We start from the raw sequence: 22,535 nt of genomic DNA on the forward strand, positions 1-22,535 counted from the left end.
CACAATTTGTGCTGCTTTTTACATTTAAGAATAAATTCTCAAATATACACGTTTAAAAGACTTTGATAAGCACCTGTAAAAGTGATAGAATGAAGAAGATGTGATAAGGAAAAAGGAGATTAGTTTATGATTAAAGGAATTGCTGCATCAGCAGGAGTATCAGTATCAAAAGTATTCAAATTACAACACCCAGAATTTGTAATTGAACGTCGTGATGCAATCGTTGAGGAAGAATTAGCGAAATTGCACAATGCAATCGCTGCAACACAAAAAGACATTGAAATGATTAAAGCAAAAGCGGTAGGACGCCTTGCTGACGAAGAACTTGCTATTTTTGATGCTCACTTAATGGTTTCACAAGACCCAGAATTTGTTGGCCAAATCGAAGAAATGATCAAAAATGACGCAGTAAACGCTGAATTTGCGGTTGAACAAGTATCAAACATGTTTATTGGTATGTTTGAAAGCATGGAAGATGAATACTTCCGTGAACGTGCAGCTGACATCAAAGACGTTACCTTCCGTATTAAAGTTCACGTACTTGGACTTGTGATTCCTGATTTATCAGCAATCAATGAAGAAGTCGTGATCGTAGCTGAAGATTTAACACCTTCAGACACTGCTCAATTGAACCGTGAATTTGTAAAAGGATTCGCAACTGAAATTGGTGGGCGTACTTCTCACTCAGCAATCATGGCACGTAGTCTTGAAATTCCAGCAGTTGTTGGAGCAGGTTCATTACTCGATAAATGCGAACATGGTGATGAAATTATCTTAGATGCAATCGCGGGAACAATTATCTTCAAACCTACAGACGCACAAAAAACTGAGTATGCTGAAAAAGCACAAGCATTCGCAGATCATAAAGCAAGTTTACTTGCACTTAAAGATGCAGAAACAGTTACAACAGATGGACATCACGTTGAACTTGCTGGTAACATCGGAACACCAAAAGACGTTGAAGGTGTTATCAACAATGGTGGAGAAGGTGTTGGATTATATCGTACAGAATTCTTATACATGGATGCATCAGAACTTCCTAACGAAGAAGATCAATTCCAAGCGTATAAAGCAGTTCTTGAAAATATGGCTCCAGGTCGTGTTGTCGTTCGTACGCTCGACATTGGTGGTGACAAAGAGTTATCATATCTAAAATTCCCACACGAAATGAACCCGTTCTTAGGATACCGTGCGATTCGTCTATGTCTAGACCGTCCAGATATCTTCCGTGTTCAATTACGTGCACTCTTACGCGCAAGTGTATTCGGAAAATTAAGCATCATGTTCCCAATGATTGCAACAATTCAAGAATTCCGTCAAGCAAAAGCACTTGTTGAAGATGAAAAGAAAAACTTATCAAAAGAAGGTATTGCATTCAGTGATGATATTGAATTAGGAATGATGGTTGAAATTCCTGCAGCAGCAATGTTAGCAGACCAATTTGCTAAAGAAGCTGACTTCTTCAGTATTGGTACTAATGACTTAATTCAATACTCAATGGCTGCAGACCGTATGAACGAAAAAGTTTCATACCTTTACCAACCATATAGCCCATCAATTCTACGCCTCATCAAACTTACCATTGATGGTGGACACAAAGAAGGAAAATGGGTCGGAATGTGTGGAGAGATGGCTGGAGACGAGCGTGCAATTCCATTGTTACTAGGACTTGGACTTGACGAATTCTCAATGTCAGCCTCATCAATTCTTGAAGCACGTCGTATTATCCGTGACTTAAGCTTTGCTGAAATGCAAGATTTAGCTACTAAAGCATTAGATATGCCAACAACTGAAGATGTTCTTGAGTTATTGGCTGCAAATGTTAAGTAAGCACGAGCAATCAGTTTTATCAAATATTGACACTCACATTTTTGATTACTTTCAAAATGAAACGAGCGGTCATGATTACTATCATATTAAGCGTGTTGTGGATATCACTTCACGCTTAATTGCTTTAGAGGACGAAGCCCGGTATTTGGCACTTCTGATTGCGTATTTTCATGATGTTTTTGATGACAAAGTTAATCCGACAGATGACTTGGACAGCTCGTTACGCGAGTTGTTTATATCATGGAATCTTGACTTTGATGGACTAGAATCCGAAATAATTGCCGGTGTCGCACAAATTGGTTACAAGGGTGGACATGGCGTTGTAAATAAAACGTATGCGGCTCAGTATGTGAGTGATGCGGATATGATTGACTCAATGGGGGCGATCGGCATTGCACGAACCTTCTATTATGCAGGATCCAAGGGAACACCGATTTACGATCCTTCGCTCAAAGGTGTCACAATCGAGAGTTATGATGACTATCGCAATGTGCAACGTAATGCTATTGATCACTTTGATGAAAAACTATTAAAGCTCATTGACTGGATTAAGACGCCTGAGGGTAAACGTATGGCACAAGAACGTCATGATGTCATGCAGGCATTTAAAAATCAGTTCTACAAAGAAATGGATATTTAATCATGGCAAGGGATGAAAACATAATGGTTTTTGTACATGGCTTAGGTCAAGATGCGACTGCATGGAATGATGTCCTAAAAGTAATGCCTGATACACTTACACTTCGAGTTCCAAGTTTATTGAAGTCTACTGGTACGCAACAACTCACATATCAAACACTTTATGAAAGTTTTGAGACTATGTGCTTAGAATACAAAGCACCAATCCAGTTATGTGGACTTTCGCTAGGGGCAATTCTATCTCTAAATTATGCCATCGATCATCCAGAACGCGTTGAATCACTGGTTTTGATTGCACCACAATATCGTATCCCTAAGTTCCTCTTTACAATACAAAATGGAGTTTTTCGGATTCTTCCTCAAAAATTTTTTAAAAATATGGGGTTTTCAAAGAATGATACGCTATCATTAATGAAATCAATGACACACTTAGATTTCACATCGCGTTTGGATGCAGTTCATATGAATACATGGGTTCTATGTGGTACCAAAGACCGAGCGAATCGCAAAGCGGCAGAGTCATTAACCACTTTGCTTTCGAATGCAACCTTTAAACAGGTGAGTGATGCAGGACATGAAGTCAATAAAGATAACCCGTTAGCGCTTGCTGCAATACTCAATAGTATTGTGTGTGGTGAATAATCAATACAAGTTTCACATAAAAATTCACGGAATATTCAATTCTGTCACGTGAATAACGATGATAAACCCCTCAAAATCTGTTAAGATAATATAAAGGGGGTATTACTATGAAACAATCAACAAAATTTGGATTAGGAATTGCTTTTGCAACCGGTTTAACAGTAGCTGCGGGTTCATTCGCATACTACCAGTTACGAGACTCAGAAGCAGCTCAAAACAAACGTAAAGCCAAAGAAGCCCTTGATTATCTTCAAGAAAAATATGGTGAAGAAATCATGGAAGGCAAACGTATCGAAATTTTAGAAGACTAAGCAAAAGGGAAACCTTTTGTTTTTTCTTTTCTTAATAAGAGTCACATATTCTAACATTATCTTATGGTATTTTCACCGTAATGTCTTGCTATACTTACACATGTAAGAACTCCTTCTTACGACTCAATAATAAGATCTTCTCCTATAATTCATTCCCTGTGAATTTAATGTATCTTATTATTCCATATTCTTTCCCCTTAAGAGAAAAACGAGGCACATAATCGCCTCTTTTTTTTATTTCAAATGTAATCACACATTCTAACACGAACCTGTGAAAGTTTATCCGTATTTGAGGGCTATACTTACAAATGTAAGAACTCCTTCTTACGACCCTAATAAGATCTTCTCCTACAATTCATTCCCCTATGAATTACAATGTATCTTATTAATCCATATTCTTTCCCTTAAAAGAAATGAGGCACATAATCGCCTCTTTTTTTGTGTTTGATATGAAGTTGTCGTGAAGAAATTGGAGAACTGGGTGATGCTATGAAGTGCTATGCTATAATCAAAATGGTGATATTATGGAAACAATACTTGTAATTGAAGATGAATTTGAAATTCGACGCTCACTCGTTAAGAACCTGGAAAAAGAGGGGTTTTTAGTTTATGCGACGGGTTATGCGGAGGAAGGATTTGACCTTCTTAGAAAACATCCAATAGATCTCATTTTATTAGATATGATGCTACCTCAAATGCAAGGGGATGTGTTTTTGGAAACATTGCGCCAGCAGAATCAAACGATTCCAATAATTGTTATAAGTGCTTTGAGCGATGAGCAAATTCAATACAAAGCATTTGATCATGATGTTGACGATTATGTCGTCAAACCATTTTCGATGAATATTCTCACATACAAAATTAAAGCAGTCCTCCGGCGGATTCCAAAAGATACAGCACCCGAAGATATGATTAATTATGCAGGCTTAGTGCTATCAATTGATAATTATGAAGTGCGTTATCACCAAACTGCTATTATTCTGACAGCTAAAGAATTTGAGATTTTGCAGCTTTTGATGTTAAATATTGGACGTGTGTTTACCCGTGAGGAAATTTTAACACTGGTTTGGGGTTATGACTATTTTGGCGATGCTCGTAATATTGATGTGCACGTCAAGAATCTTCGTAAAAAACTTCCAATTCAATGTATTGCAACAATTAAGGGCGTTGGTTACCGTTTGGAGGTGAAATCATAATGAAGTACTTTAAAAACCTCAAACTCTTTCCGAAAACATTTGCACTGACTTTAATTACAATCTTAACAACAATCATGGTCTTTGCGTTTGGCTTCAAATTTATGTATACATCGTATATTAATAGTTTTCTTGATAAGCAATTTAACAGTTCCGTCTCACAAGTACAGAATATGCTCGAAACTTCATCAATGGATAATCTTATTTTGAATAATAAGCTAATTGAATTTGAGCGTAGTGCGGGAGTGTATATTGTCGTTACAGATGCATATCGCAATGTTGTGTATCCGTATACTGGTGGGATTTATCTGCCATCTTTGGAAACGGCAACGACCCAAATTATTTCTGGTGATGTGAATATCTCTGCAAGTGTTGTGGGCACCACATCAACGGCGCGAACTAAAGAGTTTCAATTTCTTAATGCGGGAAATGTGTATACAGCCCGGATTGCCTCGAATACGGGTATTGATAATGAAATGTTCTCGTCAATATTTTTTAGTGTGATGCCGTACATGGTTATTGTTGGTCTCATTGTTTCGGCACTCATATCTTACATTTATGCGCGGTATACCGCTCATAAAATTATTCACTTGAATCACATTATGGAAAAAATGGAGTCGTTTCAATATGTCGCTTTAGATGCACCGGTTCGTGGTGATGAAATCGCAACCTTGGAAAATCAGATTGATCACTTATACAAACGTCTGATGCATGAGATGGATACTATACAAAAATTTGAAAAGGATCGCGATATCTTTATGAAAGGAAGTATTCATGAGCTTAAGACACCACTTATGGTCATGAGTTTGTATATTGAAGAGTTAATGCATGATGAAGAACTCCCGTTAAATTACCAGGAGATAATTTACGAACTAAATCATAAATTAGTGCACATGAATGCTTTGATTAACGAAACGCTAAAGGTTAGTCGCTTAGAATCAATTCGAGATATACCAAATCTAATTGTTAAAGAGCCATTAGAGACGGTACAGGCCTTGTATCATCCTATGTTGGTTGATAATCGCCAACAACTTGATCTAGATATTACGTCTTCAACGGTACCAATGAGTGAATTAGATTTTAGTCGTGTCACTTCGAACTTAATTGGAAATGCGATTCGCTATGGAACCGTTGATTCTACGATAAAAATGATACTCTCTGATACTGTGCTCAGTGTTTCAAATGTCTATGAAGGGGCATGGGATGACAGTGTCAATCTTTGCGCACCGTTCACGAGCATGGGACAACATGATGACAGTCATGGACTGGGCCTCTATGTTGTATCGATGATTCTCAACAAATACAACTATTCCTATAATTATATATACGATTCACGTGAACATTGTTTTACCTTTACCATATTTTTAAAATAGAGCCTTCGGGCTCTTTTTTTATCTTTACACTAACTTCATCTTGACCCCATGAGTACTCCATATCTTATTGTTATGATGGGTTCGAAAGCGAGGAATATACATGAATATTTATCAGCGGGCACTCACGAGTATCTCGAAACGAAAGGGAAAAACACTCATCTTATTTATGGTTGTTTTTCTTCTTGGAAATTTAATTGCGGGTGCGGCGGCGGTCTACAATGCAACACAGCAATTAGAAACATCGATGAAAGAACAGTTGGGTGCAAAAGCACGCATTGATCTGGACTTTATGAATTTGAAACAGAATGATGTCATTATGCCATTAACCGCAGACCAAGCGGATGCGATTGGTGCGCTTCCTGAGGTAAAATCAGTTTCGTACCAATTAAATACGCATATGGGTTCAGAAAAGCTAAAGCGCTATACTCAAGAAAAGCAAGATGAGACAACCAATGGCATCATGATTTCTGGAAGTGCCAGTCTTGCGGACTTTGCGAATTTCAGTTTAGTGGGAAGTAGACATGAACTCCCAGATGCATTTATGAATGGAAAGCAAAAAATTATCGAAGGAAGGTATCCCAAAGCAAGTGACACCGAACGTGAAATTCTTATTTCCAAGAAACTTGCATCACAAAATGCGCTCGAATTGGGATCTGAAATTACATTGGATCATAGCCTAGTAGAATTTGATCCGAAAGCACAAGACATCAACGTTAAACAAAAGGAATCGTTTACCTTTAAAGTTGTAGGAATATTTGACACGACAGACTCAGCGTCAAGTAATGACCCGATGGCATCTTTTATGGAAGAAGGACAACACAATACCCTGTACACGAACTATGAGTTTCTAGCGGCCTTAGATCTAGCGGATGCTAAAGTCATGGCAACATTTGAAAAAGGTTTTTGTAACAGTGTTGAAACATGTCGTACCATGGTAACGCCCACGTATGAATTAACGTCACCCGATGTTATTGATCAGTTTGTTGAAAAGGCAAACCAACTGCTTAATAGTAAGCAATTTAAAATCGAAACGACTAAAGACAGTTTTGATGCCGTTGCTGGATCGCTAATGAACATGAAGGAAATGTCGAACACGATTTTACTATTTGGAGTTGGAGGATCTGTTTTGGTATTATCATTAGTTCTTATCTTGTTTATGCGTGATCGCAAACATGAGTTTGGTATCTATCAAGCTTTAGGTGAGACAAAACTAAAATCAATGTTCCAAGTACTTCTAGAAGTTATCTTGATATCGGTACTAGCGGTAAGTTTAGCGCTCTTTACTGGATTGAAACTGGCAGGCGGCTTATCACAGTCGATGATTCAAAATCAATTAAAACAACAAGAAACACCACCGGAAGGAAACTTTGTCATGAGTATTGGAGGGTCGGAAAACCAACTTACCGATATTACTGAGGAAGAGATTGCAAAAAACTTTAAAGTTGAAATTAGTCAAGAATATGTTGTGGTCTTTTATAGCATCATGCTTGGAACAACACTTGCTGCAACCATGGTTTCATCGATATATATTTTAAGACTTAAACCAAGAGAAATTTTACTATAGGAGGTATTTATGTTAGAAATCGAAAATGTTTCATTTAGCTATCAGGATGGTACACAACGCAAAAATGTCTTGGATGATATCAGTGCAAATTTTGAAAGGGGTGTTTTCTATACTATTTTAGGTGAATCGGGATCTGGAAAGACTACATTACTTTCAATGTTGAGTGCTTTAGATATCCCGGAAAAGGGACGAATTCTGTGCGATGGTCGTGACATTCAAAAGACAGGACTTCAGAAGTATCGGCGCAATGAGATTGGTATTGTCTTTCAGAATTTTCATTTGATCCCGTATATGTCAGGCTTACAAAATGTATTGGTAGCGATGTCTATTACCGACAATGAAGTAGGTGGAACACAACGAGCTCTTGAAATTCTAGAAGATTTAGGAATTACTGAACGTATGGCGAAACGTCCAGTAACGCAATTATCTGGGGGTGAACAACAACGTGTTGCGATTGCGCGTGCTCTTGCAACGGATATCGATATTATGCTCGCAGATGAGCCAACAGGTAATCTCGATAAGAAAACCCAACAGGAAATTATTAATGTCTTCAAAACATTGGCGCATGAATATAATAAATGTGTTATTGTCGTTACACATTCTAATGATGTATCACGAGGTAGTGACAAAGTGTATCGAATGGAAGCGGGCAGACTGGTCGAAGGATAAGTCACATTTTCTTCCATAGTTCTATCGTGTTCTCATCACAAAGATACAATATACTAACAGTGTAAGATAATTCTTACATATGTTAGTTCTCCAAATAATTCATTCCCCTTTGAATTATCAGATATTACATATTCTTCTCCCTTAAAAAAACGAGGCTCATAATCGCCTCTTTTTTTTTGCAGAAACAGTCACATTTTCTTCCATAGTTCTATCGTATTCTCATCACAAAGATACAGTATACTAACAGTGTAAGATAATTCTTACATATGTTAGTTCTCCAAATAATTCATTCCCCTATGAATTATCAGATATTACATATTCTTCTCCCTTAAAAAAAACGAGGCTCATAATTGCCTCTTTTTTTTCGCAGAAACAGTCACATTTTCTTCCATAGTTCTATCGTATTCTCATCACAAAGGTACAGTATACTAACAGTGTAAGATAATTCTTACATATGTTAGTTCTCCAAATAATTCATTCCCCTGTGAATTATCAGATATTACATATTCTTTCCCTTAAGAAAAAGAGGCCCATAATCGCCTCTTTTTTGTTATATTAAAAAAATGAAACATCTGTATTATCCATGAAAATATAAAAAACTCATAATTATTAAATTTTGATTAACTTGTTCAAAAATTAATTTAAATTATCTTCAAAAATGACATACAATTTATATATAGAAAATCAGGGGGGGGTATTCTATGATTACAATTATAAGTGAGGACGTCTTTAAAAGCCATGAGCTTCGAGACGCTTTAACGGGCATAAAATCCATTGTTGATGTGGTATCGCCATTAGAGGCATTGACACAAAACTATGGAGATATTTGCTTTGTTATGGATGCGCATATGGAACGATTCAACTGGATTGATTATTATGAGATTTTGAAATTTCAAAATAAGAATTCTGCGATTGTATTGTTACATGATGATGGTGATGAAACGGAACTAGAAATCATTCAACGTGATATTCGATTCCATACACATCGCGATGCTAACATTGATCTGATTAAAGCCTATGTACTGAAAGCTGTAACAGAATGTGATTCATTGAAAAAGACACGTAACTCTGGCTACGAGCCAATTCGTTATTTGGATAATGATTTAGAAATAAATAACCTGACGAATACAATACAACGGGGTAAACAAATGGTTTCATTAACCGCGATTGAAAAAGAAATTCTCTTGTTGCTCATCGATGCGAAAGAGAATATTGTAACACGTCAAGAAGTTATGGAAACACTCTATCCAGAAAAACGCGATGATGAGAGTGTGAACCACCGTTTCGTTGATGTTCACATTAAGAACATTCGTGACAAACTCGGCCGTGATTCAATTCGAACCGTCCGTGGTCGTGGCTATTTCATCAACTTAAATGCAATTTTAGGATAATTCTCTGTTCAAAATACATTGAAACTAATTTAAAAAAAGAACAGATTACAATAAATAAATTAATAATCAGAAGAAAGCACCAAATCAGTCACAATTCGTTTGACAAGATAGGTGCTTTTCTCTATAATTAAGTAGCGTTAAAAAAGTAGGTGAGAGTATGATTTTTGTTAGAAATGATTTGGACAAGCTAACGTCACAACGTATCGATCTGGATGAGGCTGTGGAATTAGACCCAACACGACTTAAAGAAAACCCTCGTCTCTTAGGTTTACGTGATATCTTCGCAGTAGGTCATGGTTATTATGACAGCCACTCTTCAAGACTGATTTTAGATCTTCGGGTTGAGGGGATCATGACAGTGCCTTGTGCGATAACGTTACGTCCATTTGATATTGAATTCTCAGTACGTGTGGATGATATGTTTAGTTTTGATCCATTAGGACCAGAAGACGAAGGTATAGAAGAAGTTGAAGGGGAAACACTTGATTTGTCTCCATACTTTATGGATGCAATCTTTGCTGAAGTTCCACTGAAAGCAGTTCACCCGGATTTGGAAACATATCCTGAAGGTGATGGCTGGGTAGTGATGACTGAAGAAGATTATATAAACGAAAAAAGTCAAGAAATTGATCCTAGACTCGCGAAATTGAAAGATTTCAAGTTTGATTAAACGGAGGTGAAAACATGGCAGTTCCAAAAAGACGTACTTCTAAGGCTCGTAAAAACAGCCGTCGTACACATTACAAATTACCTAGAGTAACTCTAGCTAAAGATCCACAAACAGGTGAGTGGAAAGTACCTCATCGTGTTGACCGTAAAGAGGTTAAATAATAAAAATAGTCTTGGATAACAAGACTTTTTTTATGTGATTTTGTGGGAAAAGGAAGTGACAGGATGAAAAACAAAACGGTAAAACCTTATGCAACAATCTTCATCGTCATAGCGAGTGCCATCTTAGTGATGTCACTTTTAAGTATGCGATTCTTACCGATGCAGTATCGATTGATACTAATCTTTGCGTGTGGGGCACTTTCAATGTTAGTTTTACTCTTAACAAAAAAATCAATATGGCGATATACATTAGGTGTTTCTATGTTGATTATTGCTTTTGGTTTTGTGTTGGGACAACAATTTGTCGATAATCTATCCGATGCTAAAGACTACGAAGTCTTGGAATTTGTGGTAGTACGTCGCAATGACGTTGTTGATGCAGATACAATAAATAAAGTTGGCTATTACGGACATTTTTCTAAAGAGACGTTAGCGGACGTTAAAAAAAATAATGAACAAGTTGCTAAAGCAGAATTAATACATTATGGTGATACCAACCAATTAGTCGATGATCTTAAGTCAGAGAAAATTGATGGTATTTTATCTCAAAGCAACGTTTTACAAGATATAATGTTCTTTGAAACAGATTTCGAATCATGGGCTCATGTATCTGAAAAAATTGTCTTTCAAGTAGCACGTCCTGAGATTGTGAAACCTGTAGATGTTACGAAGGAGCCTTTCACAGTATTAATAAGTGGTGTTGATCTCTATGGTGATGTAGTAACCCGATCACGAAGTGACATGAATATGATTGTTGCAGTAAATCCAACAACCCAATCATTGCTGAGTGTAAGTCTACCACGTGATACTTATATACCGCTAGGGTGCGAAGATGGATCACTCGATAAACTTACACACGCAGGGCTTTATGGAATCTCGTGTACTGTTAAAACTGTCGAGAATCTTATGGACCAGCCGATTAATTATTTTGTCCGGATAAACTTTACAGGATTAGTAGATATAATTGATATTCTGGGTGGTGTAGAGGTTTACTCAGATAATGAGTTTACGACAGATTCAGGAATGCATATCAAAAAAGGCATGAATACTCTGGATGGTACGCAAGCATTAGAATTTGCACGTGAGCGTTATAATATCGAATCAGGTGATCTTGCTCGGGTAGCGAATCATCAAGCCTTACTAAAAGGAATTATTACGAAGATTTCGTCATCTGAACAAATGATGAAAATTCCACAATTGAGTCGATACTTCAAGGATATGGTCGATACCAACTTAACAGAGGACGACATATCAAAATTACTGTCACAACACCTATCTCAAAACAACAGTTGGACCATCCATGAGGCAATACTTGGCGGAACCGGTGATATGCAAGAGGTTTATTCCTTACCATCGGATTACAAGTATTATGTTTACTGGCCAAATGCTGAAAGTTTGCAAGAAATTCGACGTCAAATTGATGATATAATGACAGTGGGTGAGGAATCATAATGGATACCAAAAATTCTGAAAAATTTATTGATGCATTTGTAACGATTGAAATGTTCTTGAAAGACTACTTGGGTAGCCCCAATGTTGGGTTTTCGCAAATGGTTCATATGGCCGCACCGAAACACCCGGTGATTGGAACCTATAAAAACGAGCTGACTGAGTTTGGCCAGCTTCGTAATGCTATTGTTCATAATCGTGCAGGGAAAAATGAAGCAATTGCTGAGCCTCATGATTCTGTAATTTCGACAATGGAATTGATTATCCAAGCTTTAGAATCGCCTCGTCGTATTCGCGATGTCTTTCCGATGAATCGTGTGTTTGTTGCAGAAGGAACCGAATCGTTCTCGAAAATTTTAAAAATTCAACGTGAGCAAAATTATTCGGCTGTACCTGTTTATCGAGATAACCGATATGTTGGCTTATTACACACACGCCTTTATCAAATGTTCTTAGAACAAAATGCTGACGCTACGTTAGACCTTAAACAATATACTGTGAACGATATTCTCAAGTACTATGAAAAGGACTCACGAGTAATTTTTGTAAGTGGTGAGACAACACTGTATGATGTGTTAAAGATATTTAATCGGATGCATGAAAAGGGACAATCTATGATTGCAATGATTATCACCGAACAAGGATTTGTGAACGAAAAACCGATTGGAATTATTACGGTAGCAGATGTGCCGAAAATTCTATCAGAACTTGAATAATGACCCCTAAAAATGATAGACTTTAGGTTGATGACTACACGTTAAAAAAGGAGTTTGTATGACTGAATACTTCGTAATGAGAGATGCGTCTTTGAAACGCTTCAATACACTAAGATTAGATGTTAAAGCTGATACGATTGTAATGCCACACACGATTAATGGATTCGTGCAAGCATTGCGAGCATTTAAAGATAAAAAAATTGTAATTATTGGAAATGGATCAAATATGATGTTTGATCAAGATTATTTTGATGACAGCACGGTATTTATTATCACATCGATGATAAACGATATCGAACTCAATGATGGAGAAATCGTCGTTGAAGCTGGGACACGTCTCAATCGTCTCGCATGGTTTTCATGTGAACAATCCATTGGTGGCTATGAATTCTGCGAAGATATTCCTGGTACCATGGGTGGTGCATTGATTATGAATGCCGGACAATGGCAGTATGCTATTGGTCAATATGTAAACTGGATTGAAGTGTATAACTATGAGACAGATCAGGTTGAACGTATTGTGCCAGATGAAGCATTCTTTGCTTATCGCTATTCACGACTCACACAAATGCCCGTCTTCATGTTGCGTGCTGGACTAAGTGCTCCTGAAGGTGATTATAACGAATCCCTTGAGAAGATGCTTTACTACCGCCATGAACGTTACGTTAAACAACCGCGTAATTTTGCAAATGCGGGAAGTGTGTTTAAACGTCCAAAAGACAAAGATGGAAACTCACTCTTCGTATGGAAATTATTCGATGGTGTCAATCTTCGTGGCTTCACATCTGGGGGAGCAATGGTATCAGAAAAACACCCAGGATTTATTGTTAACACAGGAAACGCAACGGTTGCGGATATGAAAGCTGTTATCAATGAATGCATGACACGCGTTAAAGATACGTATGATGTCCAACTTGAATTAGAATGGCGCGTAATCCGCTAAGGAAGTAGAAACTATGAAAAAAATGACCGTTGTCGTTATGTTCATAACCATACTTTCAAAAGTATTGGGATTTATACGAGACATAACGCTTAGTTCTAACTTTGGATTTGGTGCAGTTTCAGATTCATTCACACTTGCTATTACCATTCCAAATAGTGTTCTTTCAATCATTGGAGCAGTCTTGGTAACGGGAATTATCCCGATGCTAACACGAATTCTTAATGAAGACGAAGATCGCGCAAACCGATTCACAAGTAATATATTAAATATCATGTTGCTATTCTGTATGGTCATGATGGTCTTGATGTTTGTATTACCAGAATTTGTAATTTTCTTGTTTGCTTCAAATTTAAGTCATGAAGCGATGTTGTACGCAGTACCGTTTTTACGAGTTATTGCCTTTGGAATCTTCTCGATTGCCATAGTCCAACTCGGAAGTGGATATCTAAACGTCAAGAAAAATTTTATTATCCCTGCGTTGGTGACAATTCCATCAAATATGATTGTTATCGTCGCAATTATTATTGCAAATAAAAGCGGGAATACGCTCTTACTTGCATATGGACAACTTGCTGCTTTAATTTTCCAAGCTGCAGTCATATTCATTTATATGAAAAAGATGGGCTTCGATTACCGTGCAGTAATTGACTTAAATGATAAAGATTTACGCTTAATGGTTACATTAGCATTGCCGTTACTCTTATCAGCTGTCTTGGGTCAATTAAATGATATTATTATGAAAAACTTTGCGACAGTCCTTGTGCCGGTCGGTGGATACAGTTATATGTCTTATGCTACAAAACTTATTGGGTTTGTATCAGGGATCTTCATTACTGCAATTCTTAATGTATCCTATCCAACGATTGCTCAAAATGTTGTAAACAATGATAATAAACGTCTTAACAAGTCAATCAATGATGCAATCCTAATGATTTTCGTGTTTGTAACACCAGCTGTTGTTGGATTTATTACATTAGCACGTCCTATCATTGAATTTGTCTTCTTGAGTGGTGAAGTAACTGCAGCCGATGTAAGTATCATCGTCCCAATCTTTGTTGCTGATGCACTTGTGCTTCTTGCAATGGGTATGCGAGAATTACTCTTTAGAATTCACTATGCATATCATGACATGAAGTCACCGGTACGCAATACGGTCTTTGTGACGATTGTCTTTATAATTGGACTTATCATTTTCCCATTCTTATTTGGAAAATTAGGACATCCACTCGCAGGACTTTCGTTCTCCTATTCTGTGGCTGCACTGATTGCAGTTGTTCCACTCTTCAAGAGTGCTAAGAAACTGATAGGAAAAACATACTTCAAATATATCGTTAAAGATATGACGAAAATTCTGTTGTCTGCTCTAATGATGGGGGTATTCCTCTTGTTAGTAAGAGGGCCATTACTAAGTGTGATGCCAGGTCGAATCGGAACATTGGTTGCGATTGCAGGTGCAGGAATTGTTTACGTTGTTGCATTAATTGCACTCCGTACTCGTTTTGCACTCTCACTGCTATCAAGTGTTCTCTTTAAAGAAACCAATTAATACACGAATTTAAGACTCAAGGACTTTCCTTGAGTCTTTTCTTTTGCTAGTATTAATAGGAAAAGGGGAACGCTATGCAATCATTTATTTATCCGGTTAAAACCGCTCTGTTTATTTTTCCGGTTTTGGCATTTCTATTTACAATGCCGTACACAATTTACCAGTACCGTAAATATGGTGTCATTCCATTATTTCGAACATTTGTCATTTTTTCATTTCTCTACTATATGATGAATGCTTACTTTATGGTAATTCTTCCGTTACCAGCACGAGAATCTGTACACACTACATATCGAGAGATGATGCAACTCGTGCCGTTTCAGTTTATTACTGATATACGTAATGAAGCAGGCTTGGTATTATCCAATCCATCAACATACATCAGTGCACTCAAACAACCTGTTGTGACTCAAGTGCTCTTCAATATTATCCTGACCATACCTTTTGGTGTATATTTACGTTACTTCTTCAAACGCTCATTGCTCCAAACTTTTATGATGTCCTTTGCGCTTGCATTATTCTTTGAGTTAAGTCAACTTTCTGGATTGTTCTTTATTTATCCAGGTCCGTATCGTCTTTTCGACGTTGATGATTTAATGCTCAACACATTCGGAGGGATTATTGGTTATGCGATTGCTCCACTCTTTATGAGTGTGCTGCCTAACCAAGATAAAATGCTTGAACGGCATCAAGATTATACAAATCATGTTACCATTTGGAAACGATTTACGGGATTCGTTGTAGATCTTATCGTGATTAATGTTTTGGTGATGCTGGTCACAATTGGCCTTTATGCCATCGAAAGACCAATTAATGAAGCAGTACTTCAGGGTATTGTCTTTGTGCTTTACTTTGTACTAGTGCCTTATCTTACCAAGGGATATACTGTTGGAAGTAAGATATTGAAGACCCGCTTCAATTCTCATGAACTCTCCTTCAAAGTATTCCGCTATCTATGGCGCGCATTGTTAGTTTTCTTTGTACTGTATAGTCCAGGGATTATCGTTAATGTGTTGACTGAATCATTACTGTTTTTCGAAGAGCCGATGATTATCATGGGTGGGGGTGCAATCATTGCGGGTATCATTCTATTTGGCGTGATTTACTGGATTCAGTTATTAATCCGTCGTCCCTATGTTCTTTTCTTCGAAAAGATGAGTGGGGTTACCTTAGACTCAAATTATCACAAGTAACCGCCAAACTTCTTAAATTTTTCTACAAGAGTTGTGAAAACAGCTCTTTTTTTTATGTTTCCGTACACTATGGTGAACGTTTATGATAATATAGTGGTAGAAAGTGGTGAAAAGTGGTAGAAAGTGGGGTGTTACGTCATGTTCATGGGCGAGTACCAACATACAATCGATAGCAAGGGACGTATCATCGTACCTGCTAAGTTCCGTGATGAACTCGGTGAAACAATGATTGTTACCCGATGGCTTGACGGCTGTTTGGCTATCTACACACAAGATCAATGGCTTAAAGTTTATGAAAACTTGAAACGCCTTCCTTCAACAAAACGTGAAGCGCGTATGTATACGCACATGATTATGTCGAAGGCCGCTGAATGTGATATCGATGGACAAGGGCGTATCCGTATCCCCAGTCATCTCGTTAAAGAAGCGACACTGGAGAAAAACTGTGTGCTTGTCGGTGTGAGTGATCACGTTGAAATATGGGATAAAGACAAGTGGGATAACTACTATGCACTTGCTAGTGAGAATTTTGAAGAGATCGCTGAATCTCTAACGGAGTTTTTTGAATGAAACATATACCAGTAATGCTTAAAGAAACAATCGAACTCTTAAATGTAAAACCTGATGGTGTCTACATAGACGCAACATTGGGAGCGGGAGGTCATAGCTTCGAAATTGTGAAGCAATTGACGACTGGACGTTTAATTGGATTTGATAAAGATTATGATGCGTTAGAGCGAACGAAAAAGCGTCTCGAAGCATATTCCGATAAAGTAACATTTGTGCAAGGGAGCTATACACAACTTGCAGAAACATTAAAAACGTTAAATATTGAAGCAGTTGATGGTGTTCTCTTTGATTTAGGAGTATCGTCACCACAGTTTGATGATCCAGAGCGCGGCTTTAGTTATCGCTATGATGCACGGCTTGATATGCGAATGGACCAAACACAAGCACTGAGCGCCTATGAAGTTGTCAATGAGTACAGTGACACTGAGCTCATCCGAATTTTTAAAGAGAATGCAGAAGAACGGTATGCGGCTCGTATTGTTAAAAACATTATGAGTAATAGACCGGTCACAACGACATTTGAATTAGTCGAATGCATCCGTGCAGCATATCCTGCAAAAGACTTAAAAAAAGGACATCCTGCAAAGAAAGTATTTCAAGCCTTAAGAATTGAAGTAAACAACGAATTTGAAGAAGCACAAAGTGCTATCGAACAAGCAATAAACGCAGTTAACGTTGGGGGACGTGTTGTGGTTATTACTTTCCATTCATTGGAAGATCGTATTGTTAAAAATATCTTTAACAAATACGGAAAACCAACTAAAGTCAACCCACGTATACCAGTTATTGAAGAAGAAGTATTAGATTACAAATTGGTATCGAAAGCTATAAAAGCATCGACTTCTGAACTAGAGACAAACAATCGTGCACATAGTGCGATCTTAAGAGGAATCGAAAGGGTAAAATAGACATGGCAAAACATATAATCGTTAAGAAAACTAGAAAAGTACGTTGGAGTGGATTGATTGGATCAATCTTCGCACTTTCATTATGCTTCGCATTTGTAACTCAAATCTTTGTGAAGACAACAAACCAACACCTTGCAAACAACATTCAAAAAATTGAAGCTGAAATCATGAATGTTCAAACTGCCAATGAATCCGTAACTGTTAGCATCCAACAATTACGTGACGCAACACGCATCGTCGGTATCGCAAATGAAGCAGGACTTCAAGCGAGCAAGAATACAGTAACGATTAAGGGTGAATAGTTTTGAAACGTTCTGTTAATTTTAAAGTATTGATGATCACATTAGGCATGGCGCTCACCTTTACAGTAGTGGGTGCCAATGTTTTTATTGTGTCTGTGTTTGGGTACCATCTCAACTCGGGGACTAATATTGGTAATGAGATTAAAGGAATACACAAAGTTGATCAAAAATTATTGGCCGAACGTGGTCGAATTTTAGATCGAAATGGTGTTGTGCTTGCGCAGGATGTTATAGCGTATACTTTATCAGCAAATATCGACACAGAACGTGTCGCTGCTAATGGGGATATTGCACACATTAATGATAAAGAAGCTGCAGCTGAAATTATTGGCGGCATTATTGGACAAGATCCAGCCACGACGTTAGCGCATTTAAATACTGATGCGAAACAAGTGGAGTTTGGATATGAAGGAAAATATATTACATCGTCGATGAAGGCACAGCTCGAAGAGAGCGGTCTTAAAGGATTAGGATTTACACAAGTACGTACCCGCGAGTATCCTAATACGGATGGAACATCGAAACTTATCGGAAATACGTATTATGACGATGAAGATGACAAGCTCAAAGGTGCTATGGGAATCGAACAACTCTATGATAATGAGTTGAGTGGAACCAATGGTTATGAGAAATATCAGCAAGATCGAGATGGTTATAAACTCTACAGTACTATTGACGATCGTAAAGAACCGAAGAACGGTCAAGACGTACAATTAACGTTAGATGCCAATATTCAACGCCAGTTGGATGAATCACTACGCGGTATCACAGAAGATCCGGGTGTTAAAGCAACTGCTGCATGGGGTCTTGTGATGGAAGCTAAAACAGGTCGTATTTTGGCTTGGGGTGAATATCCAGGATTTGATCCAAATAAAGAGGGCAATGTTTATGAGGACCGTGTTGGAACATGGACTTATGAGCCAGGATCAACAATGAAGACCTTCACCGTTGCGAGTGCCATTGAAGAGGGTGTATGGGATGATGCTGCTGTCTATGACACTGGACCTTTCCATGTTGGTGAAGACACTAACGGAAATCCAATTCGTTTATCGTCGCCTGAAAATGCTACAAATACAATTACGAATGCTAACGAAAGTGATAGTGGGATGTACCGATATGATTACGGTTATGCTGTATCATCAAACGTTATGATAGCGGAAATGTTATCAAATCAACTTAAATACGACGTTTATCAAAACTATTTAACCAAACTTCGTTTCTTTCAGCCAATTGAAATAGATCGCGTCCAAACCTCTGAAGGGTATTTCAATCCAGACGACATGTCACCGGCGTCAAAATTGTCGCGAGGCTATGGACATGCTCTTACGGTGAACTCGGCACAAATTGCGCAAGCTTATACGACGGTGATGACAGATGGAAGTTTAATTAAACCGTATATCATAGATTCATTTACCGATCCAGTAACAAAAGAAAAGGTGCAAATTGGAAAAACACAAAACTTAGGTCGTGTTTATTCGCCAGAAACGGCGGCACACATGCGTGATTTGATGCGCCAAGTTGTTACAACGGGATCAGCGCGTCGTTTTGATAGTCCTGATGTTGAAGTTATTGCGAAAACCGGAACCGCTCAATATGTTGAAAATGGAGTCTACTCGAAAGAAGATTATATCTTCTCAAGTGTTCAAGGATTCCCTTACAACGACCCAGAGGTCATTGTGTATACTTCATATGCTGCGAAATATGGTCATGATGTTGACTATTCTGCTGTGCATGTCAATAAAATTGTGAGAGCGGCCGTTAATGCGATGAATGTGAGTCAAGCAAACGGAAATTCCGTGATTGAGGCAGTTAAACCAACAGCATTAGAAAACTATACGAATACTAATGCAGTAACTGCAGAGGAAAGTGTTAAGTCACATGGACTCACACCGATTCGTGCTGGAAATGGATCACATGTTATTAAACAATTCCCGTTGCCAGAAACGAATATGATTGCGAATGAACGGGTTATCTTATATACCGGGGGAAGTGAAATTGTCATGCCAGATATGACGGGATGGTCTCATAAAGAAGTTACATCATTCATGTCGATGACTGGTTATATCATTTCAATTGAAGGTTCTGGATATGTCGCATCACAAAGTGTCGCAGCGGGTACTGTACTGAGCGCCGACACAACAATCAGTGTCAAATTGTCATAAATTTGGTATAATAGTACAGATTTAAGGAGAATTGTATATGGAAATCGCATTGTTAGGCCTTGTTGCCTCAGCAATACTTACGATCTTAGCGTATCCTCGTTTCATTGCTTTTTTAGAAACACGAGGGTCAAAACAAACTGTGAGTGAGTATGCACTAGACGCATTTAAGAATAAGAAAAAAACACCAACATTTGGAGGCGCATTGTTTGTTATTGTACCAATTGTTGTAGCATTAATCCTCAATGGATTCAATGTTAATCGTGATTTATGGTTGTTGGTCCTAGTCTTTGGAAGCTATGCTTTTATTGGTTTTGTGGATGATTACAAAATCGTGACTGAAGGAAAAAACGATGGTATTTCACCTCGTACAAAAATGCTTTCACAGCTTGTTTTATCAGTTGTGTTCTACGTAATATATATTCAAACAGGTGGCGATAATTTACTCGCGATTCCGTTTGTTAAACAACCGATAGATTTAGGAATTGGTTACTTGTTCTTGATTATGTTTATGTTTGCTGGAGCATCCAATGCTGTAAACTTAACAGATGGCATGGATGGCTTAGCTGGTGGAACAACCTTGATTGCACTGATTCCGTTTGCGTATCTTGCGATTAAATTAGGTCGTAACAGTGTACTTCTTTTTATACTATCCTTAATTGGTGCCTTAATTGGCTTCTTAGTATTTAACCGTAAACCCGCAAAAATATTTATGGGTGACGTTGGGTCGTTGGCATTGGGAGCAGCACTTGCTGCGATTTCAGTGCTATTAGGTGCTGAGCTTATCTTTGCAGTTGTTGGTGGTGTTTTCGTTTTTGAAACAGTATGTGTTATTATTCAACGTACTTCATGGAAAATTCGTAAAAAACGTGTTTTCCGTTATACACCAATTCACTATAGTTTTACATTAAATGGTTGGGAAGAAACAGATGTTGTAAATCTATTTTATGCAATCGGACTTGTGTGTATGGTGATTGGATCAGTCTTGATTGCTCTCACATGAATGCATTAGTTATCGGTGGTGCACGTTCGGGTTTAGCTGTGGCTAAACTTTTGAACGCTAAGGGGTATGATGTTACGCTCACCACGAACCAAGATTTCCGAGAGCGTGAGGCAATAGAGCGTCTAGGCATTCATGTGTCACTCAATGACCGCGATTTAAATTTAGTAAAGCCGTATGATGTGGTTGTCAAGAATCCTGGAATTCCCAATAATCACCCCTTAGTCTGCAAATTTGAATCAGTAGTTAACGAGATTGAAGTAGCAACATGGTTTGCGCCTCATTACACGTACTACGCCGTATCGGGAACGAATGGTAAAACAACGACCGTATCGTTATTAAATGAAATGCTCGTATCGAAAAATAACAATGCGTTGCTTGCTGGAAATGTGGGTTATGCATTAAGTGAAGCAGTCTTCCAAGATGGGGATGCAGTGCGTGATGTTGCATTAGAAATTTCTGCTTTTCAAATGGAAGGAACGCCTTCGTTTACTCCAGATGTTTATGGGATATTAAACTTAAGTCCTGATCACTTGGATCGTTATGACGGTGATGCTGAGGCATATTATGCTGAAAAGGTACGAATTTTACCAAATGTTAAATGTTTTGTGAAGAACATGGATGACGCAAATATCGTACGCTTAACGCAAAACTATCAAGGGGAAACAATAACCCTTTCGCTTAAAAATCAAAATACAGATATTTATCGTGATGGAACGCATATTATGTATCGGGATATGATACTGTTTGACATCTCGTCGCTAAAAATTGTGGGCGAACATAACGTTTATAACGCCACAATGGCAGCATATATGGCCTATCGGGCTGGTGTCCCGGTGGATACTATCCAAAATGTGATTGCATCGTTTACTGGCGTTGAACATCGTATAGAGTATGTAGCGACGGTGAATGGTGTTCGCTATTATAATGACTCGAAAGCGACAAATCCTGAATCAACAGAAGTCGCGCTAAAAGCATTTGATAAGAATATCATCTTACTTGCTGGTGGATTTGACAAACGAATATCATTTGAGGGGCTTCGCCCTTACTCAAATCGTATCAAATCAATATATGTTTTTGGCGAAAGTGCGGAACAGATTAAATCAGTTTTCCCAAATGCAGTTGTGGTCAAAACAATGCTCGATGGTACCAAAAATGCTATAAACACAGCTGTTAGTGGTGATGTAGTCCTTTTATCTCCAGCTTGTGCAAGTTATGATCAATTTGATAATTACGAGCAGCGGGGAACAATCTTTAAAGAATACATAAAAACTCTTGAATAAGAGTTTTTTATTTATGCATTTTC

22 protein-coding genes are annotated in these 22,535 nt (G+C 37.9%); all 22 read left to right on the forward strand.

The window, feature by feature from the left end; all coding sequences use genetic code 11:
- Positions 1-126 precede the first annotated feature (126 nt).
- The 22 genes from ptsP (at position 127) to murD (ending at position 22,512) form a co-directional block, all read left to right on the forward strand.
- Positions 127-1,830, forward strand: coding sequence for a phosphoenolpyruvate--protein phosphotransferase (gene ptsP, locus GVV19_RS09650; RefSeq protein WP_159647271.1), 1,704 nt, complete (start codon positions 127-129; stop codon positions 1,828-1,830).
- Complete coding sequence (locus GVV19_RS09655; RefSeq protein WP_159647273.1) at positions 1,820-2,470, forward strand: HD domain-containing protein; 651 nt, start codon at positions 1,820-1,822, stop codon at positions 2,468-2,470. The genes ptsP and GVV19_RS09655 overlap by 11 nt, the downstream gene beginning before the upstream one ends.
- Before the next feature lie 23 nt (positions 2,471-2,493).
- Complete coding sequence (locus GVV19_RS09660) at positions 2,494-3,111, forward strand: alpha/beta fold hydrolase (protein WP_159647275.1); 618 nt, start codon at positions 2,494-2,496, stop codon at positions 3,109-3,111.
- A 107-nt stretch (positions 3,112-3,218) separates the two neighbouring features.
- Complete coding sequence (locus GVV19_RS09665) at positions 3,219-3,422, forward strand: hypothetical protein (RefSeq protein WP_159637983.1); 204 nt, start codon at positions 3,219-3,221, stop codon at positions 3,420-3,422.
- Positions 3,423-3,946: 524 nt separating this feature from the next.
- Positions 3,947-4,618, forward strand: coding sequence for a response regulator transcription factor (locus GVV19_RS09670; RefSeq protein WP_159647277.1), 672 nt, complete (start codon positions 3,947-3,949; stop codon positions 4,616-4,618).
- On the forward strand, positions 4,618-5,988 hold the full coding sequence (locus GVV19_RS09675) for a HAMP domain-containing sensor histidine kinase (RefSeq protein WP_159647279.1): 1,371 nt from the start codon (positions 4,618-4,620) through the stop codon (positions 5,986-5,988). The genes GVV19_RS09670 and GVV19_RS09675 overlap by 1 nt, the downstream gene beginning before the upstream one ends.
- Positions 5,989-6,088: 100 nt before the next feature.
- Positions 6,089-7,552 carry an ABC transporter permease gene (locus GVV19_RS09680; protein WP_159647281.1) on the forward strand — a complete coding sequence of 488 codons (1,464 nt, stop codon included), beginning with the start codon at positions 6,089-6,091 and terminating at the stop codon, positions 7,550-7,552.
- Between the two features lie 9 nt (positions 7,553-7,561).
- Positions 7,562-8,221 carry an ABC transporter ATP-binding protein gene (locus tag GVV19_RS09685; protein ID WP_159641475.1) on the forward strand — a complete coding sequence of 220 codons (660 nt, stop codon included), beginning with the start codon at positions 7,562-7,564 and terminating at the stop codon, positions 8,219-8,221.
- A gap of 701 nt (positions 8,222-8,922) precedes the next feature.
- Positions 8,923-9,612, forward strand: coding sequence for a winged helix-turn-helix domain-containing protein (locus tag GVV19_RS09690; RefSeq protein WP_159647283.1), 690 nt, complete (start codon positions 8,923-8,925; stop codon positions 9,610-9,612).
- 157 nt (positions 9,613-9,769) lie between these two features.
- The gene (locus GVV19_RS09695) at positions 9,770-10,282 is read left to right on the forward strand and encodes a YceD family protein (protein ID WP_159637970.1); all 513 of its coding nucleotides are present in this window, start codon (positions 9,770-9,772) and stop codon (positions 10,280-10,282) included.
- A 14-nt stretch (positions 10,283-10,296) separates the two neighbouring features.
- Positions 10,297-10,443, forward strand: coding sequence for a 50S ribosomal protein L32 (gene rpmF, locus GVV19_RS09700; protein ID WP_159637968.1), 147 nt, complete (start codon positions 10,297-10,299; stop codon positions 10,441-10,443).
- Positions 10,444-10,506: 63 nt separating this feature from the next.
- Positions 10,507-11,895 carry an LCP family protein gene (locus GVV19_RS09705; protein ID WP_159647285.1) on the forward strand — a complete coding sequence of 463 codons (1,389 nt, stop codon included), beginning with the start codon at positions 10,507-10,509 and terminating at the stop codon, positions 11,893-11,895.
- On the forward strand, positions 11,895-12,608 hold the full coding sequence (locus tag GVV19_RS09710) for a CBS domain-containing protein (RefSeq protein ID WP_159641478.1): 714 nt from the start codon (positions 11,895-11,897) through the stop codon (positions 12,606-12,608). Before GVV19_RS09705 ends, GVV19_RS09710 begins: the two co-directional genes overlap by 1 nt.
- A 58-nt stretch (positions 12,609-12,666) precedes the next feature.
- Positions 12,667-13,551 carry a UDP-N-acetylmuramate dehydrogenase gene (gene murB / locus GVV19_RS09715; protein ID WP_159637962.1) on the forward strand — a complete coding sequence of 295 codons (885 nt, stop codon included), beginning with the start codon at positions 12,667-12,669 and terminating at the stop codon, positions 13,549-13,551.
- A gap of 13 nt (positions 13,552-13,564) precedes the next feature.
- Positions 13,565-15,097 (forward strand): murein biosynthesis integral membrane protein MurJ, encoded by a 1,533-nt coding sequence (murJ, locus tag GVV19_RS09720; RefSeq protein ID WP_159641479.1) that lies wholly within the window; start codon positions 13,565-13,567, stop codon positions 15,095-15,097.
- A 74-nt stretch (positions 15,098-15,171) separates the two neighbouring features.
- Positions 15,172-16,290: a VanZ family protein gene (locus GVV19_RS09725; protein ID WP_159647287.1), complete on the forward strand. Its 1,119-nt coding sequence runs from the start codon at positions 15,172-15,174 to the stop codon at positions 16,288-16,290.
- Between the two features lie 138 nt (positions 16,291-16,428).
- Positions 16,429-16,860 carry a division/cell wall cluster transcriptional repressor MraZ gene (gene mraZ, locus GVV19_RS09730; protein WP_159637956.1) on the forward strand — a complete coding sequence of 144 codons (432 nt, stop codon included), beginning with the start codon at positions 16,429-16,431 and terminating at the stop codon, positions 16,858-16,860.
- Complete coding sequence (gene rsmH, locus GVV19_RS09735) at positions 16,857-17,768, forward strand: 16S rRNA (cytosine(1402)-N(4))-methyltransferase RsmH (RefSeq protein WP_159647289.1); 912 nt, start codon at positions 16,857-16,859, stop codon at positions 17,766-17,768. Before mraZ ends, rsmH begins: the two co-directional genes overlap by 4 nt.
- 2 nt (positions 17,769-17,770) lie before the next feature.
- A complete protein-coding gene (locus tag GVV19_RS09740) occupies positions 17,771-18,070 on the forward strand; it encodes a cell division protein FtsL (protein ID WP_159637952.1) in 300 nt (99 codons plus the stop codon).
- Between the two features lie 2 nt (positions 18,071-18,072).
- Positions 18,073-20,232 carry a penicillin-binding protein gene (locus GVV19_RS09745; RefSeq protein WP_236262342.1) on the forward strand — a complete coding sequence of 720 codons (2,160 nt, stop codon included), beginning with the start codon at positions 18,073-18,075 and terminating at the stop codon, positions 20,230-20,232.
- 37 nt (positions 20,233-20,269) lie between these two features.
- Entirely contained in the window at positions 20,270-21,232 is a 963-nt protein-coding gene (gene mraY / locus GVV19_RS09750; RefSeq protein ID WP_159637950.1) for a phospho-N-acetylmuramoyl-pentapeptide-transferase, read from the forward strand.
- Positions 21,229-22,512 (forward strand): UDP-N-acetylmuramoyl-L-alanine--D-glutamate ligase, encoded by a 1,284-nt coding sequence (gene murD, locus GVV19_RS09755; protein ID WP_159647291.1) that lies wholly within the window; start codon positions 21,229-21,231, stop codon positions 22,510-22,512. Before mraY ends, murD begins: the two co-directional genes overlap by 4 nt.
- The last annotated feature ends 23 nt before the right edge of the window (positions 22,513-22,535 follow it).

Origin of the sequence: Erysipelothrix anatis (assembly GCF_009828745.1) — a bacterium.
Classification (GTDB): domain Bacteria; phylum Bacillota_I; class Bacilli_A; order Erysipelotrichales; family Erysipelotrichaceae; genus Erysipelothrix; species Erysipelothrix anatis.

What these genes read in the sequence shown, in the direction of transcription:
- ptsP (WP_159647271.1), top strand. Translation starts at nt 127, where the DNA reads ATGATTAAAGGAATTGCTGCATCAGCAGGAGTATCAGTATCAAAAGTA.
- GVV19_RS09655 (WP_159647273.1), top strand. Translation starts at nt 1,820, where the DNA reads ATGTTAAGTAAGCACGAGCAATCAGTTTTATCAAATATTGACACTCAC.
- GVV19_RS09660 (WP_159647275.1), top strand. Translation starts at nt 2,494, where the DNA reads ATGGTTTTTGTACATGGCTTAGGTCAAGATGCGACTGCATGGAATGAT.
- GVV19_RS09665 (WP_159637983.1), top strand. Translation starts at nt 3,219, where the DNA reads ATGAAACAATCAACAAAATTTGGATTAGGAATTGCTTTTGCAACCGGT.
- GVV19_RS09670 (WP_159647277.1), top strand. Translation starts at nt 3,947, where the DNA reads ATGGAAACAATACTTGTAATTGAAGATGAATTTGAAATTCGACGCTCA.
- GVV19_RS09675 (WP_159647279.1), top strand. Translation starts at nt 4,618, where the DNA reads ATGAAGTACTTTAAAAACCTCAAACTCTTTCCGAAAACATTTGCACTG.
- GVV19_RS09680 (WP_159647281.1), top strand. Translation starts at nt 6,089, where the DNA reads ATGAATATTTATCAGCGGGCACTCACGAGTATCTCGAAACGAAAGGGA.
- GVV19_RS09685 (WP_159641475.1), top strand. Translation starts at nt 7,562, where the DNA reads ATGTTAGAAATCGAAAATGTTTCATTTAGCTATCAGGATGGTACACAA.
- GVV19_RS09690 (WP_159647283.1), top strand. Translation starts at nt 8,923, where the DNA reads ATGATTACAATTATAAGTGAGGACGTCTTTAAAAGCCATGAGCTTCGA.
- GVV19_RS09695 (WP_159637970.1), top strand. Translation starts at nt 9,770, where the DNA reads ATGATTTTTGTTAGAAATGATTTGGACAAGCTAACGTCACAACGTATC.
- rpmF (WP_159637968.1), top strand. Translation starts at nt 10,297, where the DNA reads ATGGCAGTTCCAAAAAGACGTACTTCTAAGGCTCGTAAAAACAGCCGT.
- GVV19_RS09705 (WP_159647285.1), top strand. Translation starts at nt 10,507, where the DNA reads ATGAAAAACAAAACGGTAAAACCTTATGCAACAATCTTCATCGTCATA.
- GVV19_RS09710 (WP_159641478.1), top strand. Translation starts at nt 11,895, where the DNA reads ATGGATACCAAAAATTCTGAAAAATTTATTGATGCATTTGTAACGATT.
- murB (WP_159637962.1), top strand. Translation starts at nt 12,667, where the DNA reads ATGACTGAATACTTCGTAATGAGAGATGCGTCTTTGAAACGCTTCAAT.
- murJ (WP_159641479.1), top strand. Translation starts at nt 13,565, where the DNA reads ATGAAAAAAATGACCGTTGTCGTTATGTTCATAACCATACTTTCAAAA.
- GVV19_RS09725 (WP_159647287.1), top strand. Translation starts at nt 15,172, where the DNA reads ATGCAATCATTTATTTATCCGGTTAAAACCGCTCTGTTTATTTTTCCG.
- mraZ (WP_159637956.1), top strand. Translation starts at nt 16,429, where the DNA reads ATGTTCATGGGCGAGTACCAACATACAATCGATAGCAAGGGACGTATC.
- rsmH (WP_159647289.1), top strand. Translation starts at nt 16,857, where the DNA reads ATGAAACATATACCAGTAATGCTTAAAGAAACAATCGAACTCTTAAAT.
- GVV19_RS09740 (WP_159637952.1), top strand. Translation starts at nt 17,771, where the DNA reads ATGGCAAAACATATAATCGTTAAGAAAACTAGAAAAGTACGTTGGAGT.
- mraY (WP_159637950.1), top strand. Translation starts at nt 20,270, where the DNA reads ATGGAAATCGCATTGTTAGGCCTTGTTGCCTCAGCAATACTTACGATC.
- murD (WP_159647291.1), top strand. Translation starts at nt 21,229, where the DNA reads ATGAATGCATTAGTTATCGGTGGTGCACGTTCGGGTTTAGCTGTGGCT.